The 16,214-nt window shown below is 40.8% G+C and carries 12 protein-coding genes and 1 pseudogene; 10 read left to right on the top strand and 3 right to left on the bottom strand.

What is annotated here, in order from left to right; translation table 11 throughout:
* Positions 1-317 precede the first annotated feature (317 nt).
* The 6 genes and pseudogenes from ACQ4KW_RS17440 to ACQ4KW_RS17415 all read left to right on the top strand — a co-directional run bounded on the left by ACQ4KW_RS17440 (position 318) and on the right by ACQ4KW_RS17415 (position 7,648).
* The gene (locus ACQ4KW_RS17440) at positions 318-1,151 is read left to right on the top strand and encodes a pentapeptide repeat-containing protein (protein WP_430883714.1); all 834 of its coding nucleotides are present in this window, start codon (positions 318-320) and stop codon (positions 1,149-1,151) included.
* Between the two features lie 206 nt (positions 1,152-1,357).
* The gene (locus ACQ4KW_RS17435; RefSeq protein WP_430883713.1) at positions 1,358-2,356 is read left to right on the top strand and encodes a ribose-phosphate diphosphokinase; all 999 of its coding nucleotides are present in this window, start codon (positions 1,358-1,360) and stop codon (positions 2,354-2,356) included.
* A 186-nt stretch (positions 2,357-2,542) separates the two neighbouring features.
* Complete coding sequence (locus ACQ4KW_RS17430; protein ID WP_430883712.1) at positions 2,543-3,727, top strand: pyridoxal phosphate-dependent aminotransferase; 1,185 nt, start codon at positions 2,543-2,545, stop codon at positions 3,725-3,727.
* Between the two features lie 431 nt (positions 3,728-4,158).
* Positions 4,159-4,647, top strand: coding sequence for an NAD(P)H-dependent oxidoreductase subunit E (locus ACQ4KW_RS17425; RefSeq protein ID WP_430883711.1), 489 nt, complete (start codon positions 4,159-4,161; stop codon positions 4,645-4,647).
* Positions 4,644-5,906, top strand: coding sequence for a complex I 51 kDa subunit family protein (locus tag ACQ4KW_RS17420; RefSeq protein WP_430883710.1), 1,263 nt, complete (start codon positions 4,644-4,646; stop codon positions 5,904-5,906). The genes ACQ4KW_RS17425 and ACQ4KW_RS17420 overlap by 4 nt, the downstream gene beginning before the upstream one ends.
* Positions 5,893-7,648 (top strand): annotated as a pseudogene (locus tag ACQ4KW_RS17415) (NADH-dependent [FeFe] hydrogenase, group A6). Before ACQ4KW_RS17420 ends, ACQ4KW_RS17415 begins: the two are co-directional and overlap by 14 nt.
* A gap of 130 nt (positions 7,649-7,778) precedes the next feature.
* Here the strand turns inward: ACQ4KW_RS17415 and ACQ4KW_RS17410 are convergent.
* Positions 7,779-8,258 carry a DUF1097 domain-containing protein gene (locus ACQ4KW_RS17410; RefSeq protein ID WP_430883709.1) on the bottom strand — a complete coding sequence of 160 codons (480 nt, stop codon included), beginning with the start codon at positions 8,256-8,258 and terminating at the stop codon, positions 7,779-7,781.
* A gap of 1,009 nt (positions 8,259-9,267) precedes the next feature.
* On the opposite strand from ACQ4KW_RS17410, the gene hgcA reads away from it, so the two are divergent.
* The gene (hgcA, locus tag ACQ4KW_RS17405; protein ID WP_430886598.1) at positions 9,268-10,350 is read left to right on the top strand and encodes a mercury methylation corrinoid protein HgcA; all 1,083 of its coding nucleotides are present in this window, start codon (positions 9,268-9,270) and stop codon (positions 10,348-10,350) included.
* Positions 10,347-10,553 carry a 4Fe-4S binding protein gene (locus ACQ4KW_RS17400; RefSeq protein ID WP_430883708.1) on the top strand — a complete coding sequence of 69 codons (207 nt, stop codon included), beginning with the start codon at positions 10,347-10,349 and terminating at the stop codon, positions 10,551-10,553. The genes hgcA and ACQ4KW_RS17400 overlap by 4 nt, the downstream gene beginning before the upstream one ends.
* 177 nt (positions 10,554-10,730) lie before the next feature.
* On the opposite strand, the gene ACQ4KW_RS17395 is transcribed toward ACQ4KW_RS17400, so the two are convergent.
* Both ACQ4KW_RS17395 and ACQ4KW_RS17390 read right to left on the bottom strand, forming a co-directional pair.
* A complete protein-coding gene (locus ACQ4KW_RS17395) occupies positions 10,731-11,930 on the bottom strand; it encodes an FprA family A-type flavoprotein (RefSeq protein ID WP_430883707.1) in 1,200 nt (399 codons plus the stop codon).
* 261 nt (positions 11,931-12,191) lie between these two features.
* Positions 12,192-14,525 carry a heavy metal translocating P-type ATPase gene (locus ACQ4KW_RS17390; RefSeq protein ID WP_430883706.1) on the bottom strand — a complete coding sequence of 778 codons (2,334 nt, stop codon included), beginning with the start codon at positions 14,523-14,525 and terminating at the stop codon, positions 12,192-12,194.
* 452 nt (positions 14,526-14,977) lie between these two features.
* On the opposite strand from ACQ4KW_RS17390, the gene ACQ4KW_RS17385 reads away from it, so the two are divergent.
* Positions 14,978-15,805 (top strand): inositol monophosphatase family protein, encoded by an 828-nt coding sequence (locus tag ACQ4KW_RS17385; RefSeq protein WP_430883705.1) that lies wholly within the window; start codon positions 14,978-14,980, stop codon positions 15,803-15,805.
* Entirely contained in the window at positions 15,792-16,208 is a 417-nt protein-coding gene (locus ACQ4KW_RS17380) for a secondary thiamine-phosphate synthase enzyme YjbQ (RefSeq protein ID WP_430883704.1), read from the top strand. The genes ACQ4KW_RS17385 and ACQ4KW_RS17380 overlap by 14 nt, the downstream gene beginning before the upstream one ends.
* The last annotated feature ends 6 nt before the right edge of the window (positions 16,209-16,214 follow it).

Below are 16,214 nucleotides of genomic sequence, written 5' to 3'. Positions count from 1 at the left end.
TAAGATCAAGCCCCCTATTTTTAACGTTTAAAATAGGGGGCTTGTCAATAAGGTTTAGAGAGTGATTTTATTGTAGGAAGATACGACGAATTTATGTGACTGGGACTTGCAGGAATATTCTGTCCTAGGCTAATATCAAGTGTATTATTTTGAATAAGAGGGGAGAAGAGATTATAAAAACAATATAATACAAAATAGTTGACCTGTGTTTAAAATGTGTATAAAATTAAAGCGAAGCAATAAGCATTAAGGGCACTTTTCAAATCACTCATTTAAAGAAAGGAGCGCATGATGGCCACGCATCATGAAAATCAACTATGATAGCTGAAAATCCTTTATATAAAGAACTCTTTTACATGGGATATACAGGTCGGGAAAACACCTATGAATATTTCATGGAAAAGGAAGAAGCCATTCTCAATGAAGTACGTTTAAAAAAGCCTCAAATATTATCCGATCCCAAGACTTTGATAGAGTTTAGAGCAAAACTCAGATGGAAGTCTCAAATTGGACTTTTGTTTCTATATGAGATAACACGTAGGGTCAATACATCAGATGAGCCTTTTGATTTTAAGGACATTTCTATAGACTATGGAAAAGGAAAAATGTCTATTAATGAGTTTCTTGACTTGTACCCACTGCCTCAAGATGATATTTCAAAGACCAAGTTCGACTTAAGGGGACTATCTCTTGTTCGTGTGGATCTTAAAACCCAGCATTTTCAGAACATCGATTTGCGCTATAGTACATTTTGTAATATTAGGCTGACAAATGCAACGTTCAAAGACTGCAGTTTAGATCATGCTTCAATGATCCGGTCAGAGTTTGTTAATACGGTCTTTGACAAATTGTGCACACTGGATTCAGTAGACTTTTCCGATTCACTACTGGATGTGACCTTTAAATGCAAAGTTACTGCACCGCAAATATCTTATCTAAAGAAACGCGACCTTAAGTTTATTATAATGGGATTCAACGCAAGGTGGAGGGCTTTTACAGAAATTCCTGGTGACACATTCATGGATATGTGTGACAATCAAAAATTGAAAGATTATGTCCTTGAGCAACAAAAGCGTGTTGCCAAGGCATATAAAATTAGGCAGGGGGGCTTGCTAAGGCGAATTGGTGAAAGTCTGTGGACAACATTTTGATACCAGTTATACCTTGGTCGTTTACAGAACTTCTTTATACATTTTCTAAAATGAAATTATACATAACCGAAACGAGGAAATCCCTTGTTTCGGTTTTTTAATGTTATGAGGGATCAAAATTGGAAAACTATAAAGTGAAGATACTTTTAAAAGTGAAGATGCTTTTTATAGAAGTTCATAAGACGTAAACAAAGGGGGAATCCTAGGTGAAAAAAGGTGAGCTAAAAATATTTTATGGCAGTTCGGGAAAGCAGTTTGCAAAACGCATGAGTCGGTATATGCATGTGGACACAGGAAAGACGAATATATTTCGCTTTACTGAAGGCAACACCTTTGTAAAGGTGGATGAGCCCATAAGGGAGCAGGACTTTTTTCTTGTGCATCCCATTGGTCTTGACCCCAATAATGAATTCATGGAACTCGTGTTTTGGATTGATGCGGCAAAAAGGGCAAGTGCAAAATCTGTGACTGTCATCATGCCTTATTTTTCATACGCTAAGGCAGATAAAAAGGACGAAGCCCGGGTTTCCATAAGGGGACGTGTCTGTGCAGATATGCTTGAAGGTGTGGGTGCAGACCGTATTATTACTATGGATCTTCATAGTCCCCAGGTTCAAGGTTTTTTCACCAAACCCGTAGACCATCTTTATGCCATGCCTCTTCTTGTTAATAAAATTGACCAGTACGGACTGGACAATCTTGTGGTCGTGTCCCCGGATGCAGGTTTTGTAGCAGATGCGAGGCGCTATGCCAACCGAATTGGAACGAGTCTTGTCATTGGAAACAAGTTTAGGTCAGGTCATGATGAAAACGCAGAAATTATGGAAATCATAGGGGATGTAAAGGGGAAAAACTGCCTCATTGTCGATGATTTCTCCATAACAGGCGGGACACTATGCCATCTGGCAGAGCGCCTCAAAATTGAGGGCGCTCATCGTATTTTTGCGTGCCTGTCCCACGTTCTTTTAAATGAAGAAGGCGTCAAAAGAATTGAAGAGAGTCCAATAGAGAAACTTATAAGCACAGATTCTGTCTACAACCCCTGTGTGTTAAACAGTCCTAAAATTGAACTCATTTCTGTTGCCCCTCTTTTTGCTGAAGCCGTGCTTAGAATTGTCAACAGAGAATCACTCGGGGATTTGTTTGATGAAATTCCAGAGACTGTATTTGAGCAGTCCCTCCTTTTGTCAAATCGAGAAGATTAGCGCAGATCCAATCATAAGGTATGGCCTCGAATGTGGATTTATACAATATAAAGTGAATTGTTAAATATCCTTTAATACTTAATACAGTTCCTCTGTATCTGCTAATTTTAAGCATGTACACTATAAATACACAATGTTAAAATGTCCATGAAAAGATCATTCATTGTGATTATGGAGGTTAAATACATGAGACCATTATCAGAAAAACATTCTGCAGTACAGCCATCTGTGACGCTGGCCATCACTGCTAAAGCTAAGAAAATGAAGGCAGAAGGTGTGGATGTCCTAAGTTTTGCTGCTGGCGAACCGGATTTTAAAACACCACAACATATTAGAAAAGCAGCTATCGACATTATTGAATCTGGAAACACAGGGTATACTGCTGCAAGTGGTATTCCAGAACTTAAAAATGCCATTTGTAATAAACTTGAAAAAGACAATGGTGTCAAATATAAGCCAGAAAACATTATTGTGTCAAGTGGTGCAAAGCATTCGCTTTTTAACACACTTCAAGTTCTGCTTAACCCGGGGGACTCCGTTCTATTTGCGACACCATATTGGGTAAGCTATCCAGAACTGATCAAAATGGCTGGTGGAGAACCTATCGAAGTGATGACTTCAGAAGCTGGTGGATTTAAAGTCACACCAGAACTTCTTGAAAGTGCAAGAAAAGATTCAACAAAGGCTATCATTATTAATAGCCCCAACAATCCCACAGGAACTGTTTACACAGAAGATGAACTGAAAGCTATTGCACAGTGGGCTGTAGATAATAAGCTTTATATTATATCAGATGAAATATACGAAAAACTTGTATATGGAGCAAAACATGTTTCAATGGCCTCTTTTGGTGAAGCAGTAAAAAAGAGAACAATCATTGTAAACGGTATGTCTAAGGCCTATGCAATGACTGGTTGGAGAATTGGTTATACAGCTTCCAACGCTGAAATTGCAAAAATGATGAACAACATTCAGTCCCATGCAACATCCAATCCAAATACAGTTGCTCAGTACGCGGCACTTGAAGCTATTGAAGGTGACCAAGAACCTCTAGATGCGATGGTGACGGAATTTGCTGCTCGTCGTGACTTCATGGTAGATCGGGTCAATAGCATTGCCAACCTAAGCTGTCGTAAGCCTGAAGGCGCTTTTTATGTGATGGTTAATATCGAAAACTTGATTGGAAAAAACCTGGGTGGCGTTGATATTACAGGATCAATGGCCTTTGCAGAGTATCTTTTAGAGAATTCGCAGGTTGCGGTTATTCCAGGTGCGGGATTTGGCGTTGACAATTACGTTAGACTTTCCTATGCAACGAGCATGGATAATATTATTCGTGGACTTGACCGTATTGAATCTGCAATAAAGTAGACGTATAGAAAAAATATAAATAGACCAACCCTACACGAATCTATGGATAACTATTTAATGAGAATAGTTATCCATAGATTTTTTCAATGTAATAGATTTAGCTATATATGGATTAATGTGGGAAAGTTTGTGTTGTATTTCACAAACACATTTCTTGGGAATTTATCTAATTACCATAACGCGGAATCTAAAATTCATATTTTCATCAAAAAGATTTCAAAAAATATTGTAAATCATAAAAAAACATCACTGATGGATGGCTGTCAAAAAATAAACAAAAATAGTGTCATATAGAAAATACTATGATAATCGTATTTGATAGTTTATTCACTAACAAAGTTTTTCGGATGATTACTTTGAACCTGCTTCACCAATGTGGGTATAATGTAGAGGTAGAAGTCAGAATATTTTGAAAAAAGGGGATGTGCGTCATGATGCAACTTGATAATGTATTTGAAAAAGTTGAAGCAATCATCGACAAATACGGAAGACAGAGGTCGAATTTGCTGCCAATCTTAACAGAATCTCAAGACCTAATTGAACAAAACTACATTCCAGAAGAACTTGCAGAATTCATAGCCTGTAGCATGTGTTTGCCAACCAGCCAGGTGTATGAAGTCATAACCTTTTATGCAGTTCTTAGTGAAATTCCTAGAGGCCGTCATATTGTACAGGTCTGCGACAGCACAGTCTGTCGGCTCAACAAGAACGTTTCTCTTGTTAATCTCTTAGAGGATAAACTGAATGTCAAAATGGGGACAACCAGGTCAGATGGTCAAGTGACCCTGGAGTTCACCCCATGTTTCGGAGCCTGTGACATTTCACCCGCAATACGTATTGACAAAAAAGTATACGGAAATCTAACAGAGGACAAGTTGCTTGAAATCATTCGTGAAAATGTTGGGGGGATAGATTCATGAAACGAACAGCCAATTTGATTTCACAGAACTTTAGAAAATATAACCCGCTTGATATTAGAACATACATTGAAATTGATGGATTTAAAGCTATGAAAAAGGCTTTTGATTTGAAATCCGATGCTATTATTGAAGAAATTGATGCGTCTGGTTTGATGGGCCGTGGTGGTGCCGCCTATCCAACGGGCAAGAAGCTTAGGCAATCAAGAGCTGTAGATGGCAAAACCAAGTACTTAATATGCAATGCCGATGAAGGAGAGCCGGCGACCTTTAAAGACCGTCACCTTCTTGAATATGACCCTTACTCAATTATTGAAGGCATGGTTATAACAGCTTTCACAGTAGGGGCAAGTCATGGATATATATATGTGCGTGAGGAATATGCCTATTTACACGAGATGCTTTTAGAGGCTTTAAAGCAGGCCAGACAAAATGGATTTCTTGGAGAGAACATTCTTGGAAAAGGTTTTGATTTTGACATAGACCTCTTCTCTGGTGCAGGCGCATACATTTGTGGAGAAGGCAGTTCTCTTATTGAGTCCATGGAAGGCCGATCGGGTCGTCCTAGGATCAAACCCCCTTATACAAAGGTCAGTGGTTTATTCAATGAACCAACCTTGGTTCACAATGTGGAGACTCTGACTGCTATAAAATCCATACTTTTTCACGGGGCAGATGTTTTTTCAAAATATGGAACGGAAAAAAGCAAGGGAACAAAGCTCATTAGTCTGTGTGGCAATGTCAATAAACCTGGTGTTTATGAAGTTCCATTTGGCATAACCATTAGAGAAATAATAGAGGATCTTGGAGAGGGTATGAAAGATGGGAGTGAGGTTAAGTTTCTTCAACTTGGCGGCGCTTCAGGAGCCATTATTCCAAAGACCCTTATCGACTTGCCATATGCTTATGAAAGTTTTAAGGAAAACGGTCTGGAGATAGGTTCGGGCGCTGTCCTTGTGGCAGATAATACAAATAGAATTATAGACTTTCTTGATTCAGTACAAACATTCTTTCTTCATGAAAGTTGTGGCAAGTGCACACCTTGTCGTGAAGGCAACCGTCAGTTGTCCAATATACTTGGGCGTATGAAGGAGGGTGTTGCCACTGACAAGGATGTTGCCAGTGTAGAAAGAATTGCTAAAATTATGAAGTATGCATCATTCTGCGGGCTGGGTAAGACAGCACCGACAGCGGTCTTAACAGCGATCAGGTATTTCTCAGACGAACTGTTCAGCAAGGGGGATGTATATGAAAGAATGTAAAGTGACCATTGATAATAAAACTGTGGCTGTGCCCAGTGGACTCTCCATATTAGAGGCGGCTAAGTTGGTGAATATTAAGATTCCTACCTTATGCCATCATCCTGCACAAGATATAAAAGCCAATTGCAGAATTTGTCTAGTCCAAACGGGTGATGAGAAGCTTGTCACAGCTTGTTCCACACCAATATGGGATGGCATGGACATTAAAACCAATTCCAAACTTGTCAGAGAGACTCAAAAAGGGGTTTTAGAGCTTATTTTGGCCAATCACGACCAAGACTGTTTACGGTGTGTGCGCAATGGAAAGTGTGAACTTCAAGACCTGTGTGAAATGTTCAATATATCTAGATCTGATATAGAAGATGTGACTCTTGGGGATGTCACCGTAGACTCTCAGCCTATGGATGTGTCCAATCCGAGCATTGTCCGTGACTACTCAAAATGCATAAAGTGCAACAGGTGTGTTGAAACCTGTCTAAAAGTTCAAGATGCAGCTGTTTTGGCTGCATCGCACAGGTCAACAGACTATACCATTCAACCGGCCTTTGGGAAGCATTTAGATGAAACCCTTTGCACCTACTGTGGACAGTGTATTAATGTCTGTCCAGTGGGGGCCATATATGAACGGGATTATATTGATCAGGTATGGCAGGCCCTTGATGATCCCAATCTCCATGTTATTGTTCAAATTGCACCGGCTGTGCGCGTGGCCCTTGGTGAAGAATTTGGTATGGCTCCAGGAACAAATGTGACTGGCAAGCTTGTTGCAGCCCTAAGGCGAATTGGCTTTAACAGAGTCTTTGACACCAATTTTACTGCTGATTTAACCATAATCGAAGAAGGGCATGAGCTTCTAGGGCGCATAAAAAATGGGGGGACCCTGCCAATGGTGACATCATGTTCACCAGGATGGATCAACTATATGGAAGGCTTCTTTCCTGATTTAATTGACAATATGTCCACCTGCAAGTCCCCGCAGCAAATGTTTGGCTCCTTGTCTAAGACATATTATGCTGAAAAGGAAAAGATCCACCCGTCAAAGATTTATACGGTGTCTATCATGCCTTGTACAGCGAAGAAGTACGAAGCCCAAAGGCCTGAAATGAACTCCTATGGTGCCATTGATGTGAATGCTGTTTTGACAACACGGGAGCTGGCTAGAATGATTAAAATGTCTGGGGTTGATTTTACTTCCATTTCAGAGGAACAATATGATGATCCTTTCGGAATCACAACAGGTGCAGCCGCTATATTTGGCGCAACAGGTGGGGTTATGGAAGCGGCCCTGCGAACAGTCTATGAAGTGGTGACCGGTCAGGAACTGGAGGCCCTAGATTTTCATGAAGTACGGGGTCTTGCCGGCATTAAAGAGGCTGATATTGATTTAGGTGGCACAGGGGTTAAAGTGGCGGTTGCAAATGGTCTTGCCAATGCCCGAAAACTCATGGACCAAATCAGACGGGGAGAGTCTGATTATACCTTTGTTGAAGTGATGGCTTGTCCGGGGGGGATGTATAGGTGGTGGTGGTCAACCAATATCAAGAGATCCTGATATAAGGTTGAAGCGCATGAAGGGAATCTATGGTATCGATCGTCATAAGGTCTTACGTAAATCTCATGAGAATCCTGCCATTAAGAGGCTGTATGATGAGTTTCTAGGTGAGCCCAACGGTCATAAGGCCCACGAACTGCTTCATACTCACTATACCCCACGAACGCGAAGTCGAGTTAAGACCAAGTGATTCAATGAATATTGTGTGTGAGAACCCTAAAAATAAATATGTGTGATTGCGGTCTTTGACTTGAAGTCTGAGAGGAAAGAGGGTAAAGAACGCAATAAAAAAGAGTGTCAATGGACACTCTTTTTTATGCTTATTGTTGTTTAATCGTATTTCTTTTTTGACTGGATTTGTGGAACAAATCAGTCAAAGTTTCCAGCGAAACGCCGTAAATTGCCCCACACAGCAGACCTGCAATTGCTGTTGTATAGTCGCCGGCAATAGCGAAAGTTACAAAACAACCTATAAATGTTGTAGGAATAACACTCAATACGTTGATTTGAGATTGCCAGCACATCATGAACGAGATTGCGCCAGCTGTTAGTGCACCAATACCTGGAACTGGTATCCAGTTCGAAATAAGGATGGCAACAGTGGCCCACATGACTCCGGATAGATTACCAAAGACTGACTTTATAGCACCGTCAAGTTTTCCTCCACCTACAAAAAAGCTTGTGCATCCTGCAAAGCCTATCCAAGCTGGAATACCCAGGCCGGCACTGATTTCGATCCATGCGGCGGCAAGAACGCCTGCTGCAATGGACATTGACATGATATAGCTGATGGTGATCATCCTCCCTGTTCATTAAGATCATACAGGGTGTAAAAACACCCGATCATCGGGGGAGAGAATATATTATATCATGAGTGGATTAAGAGGTATAGCGTTTACATATTATACGGAATTGTTTGAAAAAAGAAATAATTTTTAGTGGAAATCTCCGATTGATACCGAGGCGGCACGTCTTATGTTGGAAAAGAAATGAATGAACTGCGCACTGCTTCGCAATCTCCGATTGCTACGGAGGCGGCACGTCTTATGTTGGAGAAGAAATGAATGAACTACGCACTGCTTCGCAATCTCCGATTGCTACGGAGGCGGCACGCCTTATGTTGGAAAAGAAATGAATGAACTGCGCACTGCTTCGCAATCTTCGATTGCTACGGAGGCGGCACGCCTTATGTTGAAAAAGAAATGAATGAACTACGCACTGCTTCGCAATCTCCGATTGCTACGGACGCGACACGCGTCCTATAGAAAAAGAAATAGACACATGAAATCAAGAATGCATTCTTGATTTCATGTGTCTATTTCTTTTTCTGCAGTGCTTTGTGTTTCACAGCAGAAAAAAGGATGAACCGGGGGGATTCATCCTAGAAATTGAAGCATGTTTTTGTTCGGTTTTGCCGATCAAATATGCTCGGGGGGATAGCAAGCTCGGGCTTGCTAAAAATAAAAAAGCTTAATTCATTGAGAGCATAGTGGAAAATTTATTTCGTGACCATCTTGATTATACGGGGTCAGGAAAACAGAGTCAATGCACTGAAAAAAGTAAAAAACGTTTTCACAAAAGTAAGAAACGTTTTCATGGTCAATTGGTCAATATTTCATTAAGATTGACAAAAAACTTATGGACAATTAAAGCGGTATGGCTCCATCCACTTTGGAAAAACTATTGTAAAAGATGATATAATCGTATTGCGTTTATGAAAGAAAAGGGATCATTCTATTGATCCGTGGAGGGTGACCTATGAATCAATTACAGTCAAATTCAAACAAACCTTGTTGAGGTCCAACAACTATTTCTGCTGGGCAGCAGAAGGGATTTTATGATGCGATCGATGGGGAAGACAAACTGGAAAGAGCCTTTGTTGGAAGTATTTCTACACCTTATGGTCGTATAAAAAAGGTATCGGGCACTGTGACACAAAAAGAAAAGATCATAAATAGCCTTGTTAGGCAGGGGTATCGACGAAATGATCATAAGATAATACCTGGACTTTATGCAATTGGAGAACCTAAAGCTGAATCCAATGTCTTTGTCACAGCCAATTATAAACTTAGCTTTGATGCTCTAAGAGAGGCTCAGGTTAACAATTGTTGGGTCATGGTTCTTGATACTCATGGGATTAATGTATGGTGTGCGGCGGGAAAAGGAACATTTTCAACATCTGAAATTGTGAGAATGATAGGCAAGTGTCATTTGGGATCAATTATCAACCACAAAAAAATCATTGTGCCTCAGCTAGGAGCCGTAGGAGTGAGTGCTTATAAGGTCAAGCAAATGACTGGCTTTGATGTGGTCTTTGGACCGGTGCGGGCTGATGACATTGGTCGCTTTCTGGAAAATGACTTCTCTGCCACATCAGAAATGCGACAGGTCTCTTTTAACTTTATTGATAGGGCTATATTGGCACCCCTTGAGTTCATCCAGTCGCTCAAATACTTTGCAGTGGTCTTCCTTATGGTCTTCATAGTTGGGGCTTTGGGAAAGTATGAAATGTCTGATTTGGGTGCGTTTATACCATGTTTTGTCATGATTTTGTCTACGAATCTTATGGGAGCGATTGTCTTCCCCTTGATTTTCCCACTATTAAAAGGCGACTGGTTTACCACTAAGGTCTTGCCTTTAACGTTTATCTGGGGAAGCCTGTCAGCTATGGTTCTGAGTCGTATAGGAATTGGGATTTATGAAGTAGCGGGTCTAATTTTAATGGGAGCATCTCTGCTTGAAACCCATGCTCTTAACTTCACTGGAGCAACACCAGTGGCCTCTTATAATGAAACGAAAAAAGAAACCTTGACGGTTGTTCCATATTTAATTGCAGTCTATATTTTAGGTGTGGTCATCTATGCATTAGCTGTAGGGCAGGTGATAGGATGAAAATAAAATTTTACAAAGATAAGTGTATTAATTGTGGAATGTGCGTGGTTGTCTGTCCCCATAGAGTTTTTTTGATGAAAGCGGACGAGGCAGGGCATAATAAAGAGCTCTCAATAGCTATGGAAAAAGATTGTATTGAATGTGGAGCTTGTCAGATGAATTGTCCTGTTGGGGCCATTCAAATTGATACCGGTGTTGGCTGAGCTTTGGCCATTATTAATGGTAAACTCACTGGTAGTGAGTCCTGTGATTGTTAAAAAGCACCTTGGATAAAAACAAAGGGATGTATAACTTTACAAAAAATCCGCTTGAATCGCCTTGCTAATAAGGTGATTCAAGCGGATTTTTATTGACACATTTGCAAGTGCCTATTGTATAAATTAGTTTGGATTTTCTTTAATTTTTTGTGCCATTTCCTTACCCAGTTTAATGAGCTTTGTGAAATCATCTTTTTTCGGTGTATACTGGGCCTCGATAGACTCACCAACACGTTCCCATTTAACGCTTTGCGCAAAGGCATCAATGGCTTTTACACCGCCGCCACTCCAGGACATGTTTCCAAAGACACCAAGGTATCTGTTTTTAAGGCCTGTGTGGTCAAGTTTGTTTAAAACGGCTTCCATAGCAGGGAAGATATGTGAATTGTATGCGCATGATCCCAATATAACGCCCTTGTATCTCCAAATGTCACTTAGAATATAGGACAGGTGTGTTTTAGATGCATCGTAGACACGGACATTGCGAACGCCCTCTTCAGCTAAAATTCGGGCCACATAATCGGCCATTTTTGCTGTGTTGCCATACATGGTACCATAAACAATGACAACCCCTTCTTCAGCTTCGTAGCGACTCCATTTATCATAAAAGTTAACGATTGTTTCTGGCTTGGTTCTCCAAATCGGACCATGCGTTGGGGCAATCATTTTAATTTCGAGGTCGCTTAGGCGTTTTAGGGCTCTTTGAACAATTGGACTGTATTTAGCCACAATATTAGAGTAGTAGCGACGGATTTCGTCTTCGTAGTACTCAAGATTCACTTCGTCATCAAAAATACCACCATCTAGGGAGCCAAATCCACCAAAGGCATCCATTGAGAAGAGGATCTTCTCTGTCATATCATATGTCATCATTGTTTCAGGCCAGTGGATCATAGGTGTGATGTAGAAAGTCAGTTTATGGTGGCCAAGATCAAGGACATCCCCTTCTTTGATTTCATGGAAGTTTTTAGTGATGCCATAAAAGCCTTGAATAAAATCGAATGTTTTCTTGTTGCCCACAATTTTACAGTCAGGATATTCTGCAATAACCGCACGAATTGATCCAGAGTGATCAGGTTCCATATGGTTGACAATAAGGTAATCAACTTTTCTATCGCCAATGATCTCTTTTATTTTTGCAAGGTACTGTTCTGTCTTATTGAACTTTACCGTGTCCATAATAGCGACTTTGTCGTCATTAATCAGGTAAGAGTTATAAGTAACCCCTTTTTCAAGTGGCCAGAAATTTTCAAATAATGTTGTTTCGCGGTCGTTTATACCAATCCAGTGCAACTTATCCATAATAGGTACTCTGCAATCCATTATTCCACTCCTTGTATAAGATGATCCTTATGTAATTTCCTTCTCTACCGACCGATTAAAAAAAGCCGGTCTACTTGTCCGTATACCCTATTTTAGCTTGTCTAAAATTGGGATGGTATTACGCCCCTATTATAAACAAAAATAGTTAGGTTTTCTACAATATCAAGGGATGTTTTTAGAATATACAGATAAAAGCCGCTTGAATCACCAATCGGTGGGGTCAGCAAGCGGCTAAAAAATATTTGAATATGGTTGTGGTATTTAAACCTTTAGAATACGTGTGGCATTTAAAATGGCGAGTATTGCAACACCAACGTCTGCAAATATGGCCATCCACATGGTAGCGATACCAACAGCACCTAAAGCCATAACGGCCAATTTGATTCCGAGGGCAAAGACAATATTTTGCAAGACAATATTACGAGTGAATTTCGAAATATGAATGGCATCAGCAATCTTAGAAGGTTCATCGGTCATAAGGACAACGTCCGCTGCTTCAATAGCTGCATCAGAACCTAATCCGCCCATGGCAATCCCGACATCAGCTCTAGCAAGAACTGGGGCGTCGTTGACACCGTCACCAACAAAAGCCAATTTCCCGTCTTTCTTGTATTTGGCTTCCAGTTCTTCTACAGCATAGACCTTGTCTTCGGGCAAAAGCTCTGCTCTAAATCCATCTAGGTCAAGGGCCTTGGCTGTGAGTTCAGCAGCCGATCTGGTGTCTCCTGTGAGCATTTCAATATGCGATATATTATGATCTCTTAAGGCTTTAAGTGCCTTTTCCACATCAGCTTTAGGCAAGTCGGCAATTTGAATGAATCCCTTATAGACTCCATTTACAGCCACGTGAACAGCTGTGCCGAGTGTTTGTTTGTCAGCAAAAGTAATGCCTTCTTTTTTCATAAGTCGCTTGTTGCCTGCTAAAATCTCAAGTGTTCCGCTTATGGCTCGAACCCCGTGACCGGCAATTTCTTCGTAGCTTTCAATTTGGGTGTCATCAATATTGCCACCAGATTCCTTGATGATCGACTGAGCAATAGGGTGATTTGAGTGTGCCTCAGCAAGGCTTGCCCACTCGAGAAGTTGCTTGTCTGACACGCCGTCAACAGGTTGAAGTGATTCAACTTTGAACTGGCCTTCTGTGAGGGTGCCTGTCTTGTCAAAAACAACTGTTTTTAAGTTGTAAAGAGCATCTAGGTACTGACCACCTTTTATGAGAATGCCTTTTTTGGATGCGGCGCCAATACCGCCAAAATAGCCAAGAGGAATAGATACAACCAGGGCGCAAGGACAAGATACAACTAGGAAGATAAGGGCTCTCTTAATCCAAATGCTCCAAATCCCACCAAATAGAAGGGGGGGAATAATTGCTAATGCTAGGGCAGAGAACACGACAACTGGTGTATAGTATCTTGAGAATTTCGTTATAAAACGCTCTGTCTCCGACTTTTTAGAAGCAGATTGTTCAACGAGTTTCATGATACGTGAAACGGTGGATTCACTAAATGGTTTTGTAACCTCCACTGTAATGGATGCATTCACATTGACGGCACCACTCAAAACTTCATCCCCTTGTTCAACCAAGCGGGGGATAGACTCACCTGTTAATGCAGATGTATCAAGCGTGCTTTGTCCACTTAATACAATGCCATCAAGAGCAACCTTTTCTCCAGGTTTAACAAGAATTTTGTCTCCAACCATAACTTGCTCTGGGGCAACCACTTTTGTTTCCATGCCACTTATAATTCTTGCTGAGTCAGGCTTGATGTTTAATAGGCTTTTAATGCTTTTTCTTGAATTGTTAACGGCTCTGTCTTGGAAGGCTTCTCCCACTTCATAAAAGAGCATGACAGCAGCTGCTTCTCGCCATTCCCTTAGACCAAGTGCTCCAAGTGTCGCCACTGTCATCAAGAAGTTTTCATCGAAAAGCTGTCCGTTTTTCATACCTTTAAAGGCTTTAATAATAACAGGGTAACCTGCTATGACATAGGCAAGCAGAACCGTGGTTACAAGAAGCCCTTCATTTGATTTAAGTAGAAAACTTGATGCAAAAAGACCAAGTGCTGTAAAGAGTCGAGCCATTTGGAAATCAAATTTTGGCTTGTTATCGTCCTCAGTTTGAAGTTGTCCATCACTTAGGTTTCTAACGACAACATCTGGCTCATAGTGGTGAACAAGGGTTCGAATTTTAGAAGCTGTTTCATCAAGACTGTTGTGGGATTCAACTTCAGCAACAATCTTCTTGGACACAAAGTCAAGGTGACCGCTTTTGAGTTCGGGCATTTTCTGAAGGCCTGCATCGATTTTAGACGCACAGCTAGAACAGTCAAGACCCTCAAGGCCAAGTTCAAGGGTCATAGACCTTGATTGTTTCTTAGGAATCACATCCACATGGGGTTCCAGTTTCTTGACCAGTTTTGTGGTGTCGTCCAGAATTTCTTTTTCAGGCACACCAGATTTGGCCAATAGGGTGAGTTCTTTTGTAACAAAATTGAGTTCAGCGCTTTCAATAAGTTTGTGATTTTGCATGCCGGACTCAATTTTCTGTGCACAGGATGCGCAGTTTAATCCGTCTAGGGTAAATTGATATGTCATAGTAACACCTCTATATAAATAAGATAGACTATGCGCTTGTAAAAACTATTGTTGATTAGGCTAAGATTCTCCATGTTTACAAGGCATTCCGATATAAATATAAAACATTTGGGAAAAACAAAACGGAATACATATGAACAATTGCTCATATGATCAATTATAATGTAACATGTATTTTACTATTAATCAATAGACTCCCGAAAAAAAATAATTATATAAGTAACACAGTGCAGGGGGCCTGGATGGCTTTTGGTATAATAAAAAGAAAAGTCGTCAGAGAAGGTCCGACTTGGACTAGACCTGTGGTCGACCCATAAACATAAGTAATATCAAACATCAATAACAAGCATCAACATCAATATTAAACATCAAATATCGAGTTGATGAGATGATGGCCAAGAGTGGATTCAAAGTCCCTAATACGGTGTATAGTGACCAGTATATGTAGAGGTATGTATAGAAGAAAGGAAAAAAATATGTATTTAGATGATGTGCTTCAAAATGTTAAAGGATGGGCAAAAGAGGCAGGAAAAATACAAATGTCTTACTTCCGAAAGGCGAGCCTTCAGATAGAGTCCAAATCAAGTCAGGTCGATTTGGTGACGGAGGCTGACAAAAAATCAGAAGCCTATATATTAGAAGCGATAAAAAAAACTTACCCAGACCATAGCATACTGTCAGAAGAAACAGGTGTGACGGATAAGGCATCAAAGTATGAATGGGTGGTTGATCCTCTTGACGGCACAACAAATTTTGCTCAGGGAATCCCTGTGTTTGCTGTCTCTATTGCTTTAAAAGAAGAAGGGCATAGTGTGCTGGGGGTTGTTTACAATCCTGTTCTTGATGAACTGTTTTATGCTATCAGGGGCAAGGGGGCATATTTAAATGAGAGCAAATTATCTGTTTCTGCTAAAAATGAATTGAAACATTGTGTACTGGCCAGTGGGTTTCCTTACAGCCGTGCTACAAATTATGACAACAACGCTCTCCATTTTGGGCACATGGTGCCAAGGGTGAGAGGTTTAAGACGACTGGGTGCAGCGGCATATGATCTGGCAAATGTCGCGGCAGGTGTTATGGATGGCTACTGGGAGATGGGTCTAGGGGAATGGGATATTGCTGCAGGAAGACTTTTAGTCACTGAAGCGGGTGGCGAAATTCTAGAGTGGGAAGGCAAGACACCATGGGCAATTATAGCCGGAAACAAGGCGATTGCCTGCAAAATAAAAGAAGAACTTATACATGCAGAAGAAAAGAGGGATGGTTTTGAAAAGCTTTAGAAAAGAACTATGGTTTGATACAAGTACAAGAAGACAACTTATTAATATTACCCCTGAGGTCGAGGCCTGTCTTGAGGAAAGTGGCATTAAAGAGGGTTTGCTTCTTTGCAATGCCATGCACATTACGTCAAGTGTCTTTATCAATGATGATGAAGCGGGGCTCCATAGGGATTTTGAACGGTGGCTTGAAAAACTGGCGCCTGAAAAACCCTATAGTCAGTATGACCATAACGGATTTGAAGACAATGCAGATGCCCATTTAAAACGAACCATCATGGGACGTGAAGTCGTCGTGGCCGTTACAGAGGGTGCCTTAGACTTTGGGCCTTGGGAGCAGATATTCTACGGCGAGTTCGATGGGAAGAGAAGAAAAAGATTATTAATTAAAATCATAGGGGCGTAAAATCAT

The organism is Tianxiuia mixotrophica (assembly GCF_050596425.1).
GTDB lineage: Bacteria > Bacillota > Clostridia > Peptostreptococcales > Acidaminobacteraceae.
This window is presented reverse-complemented; position numbering and strand designations above follow the sequence as displayed.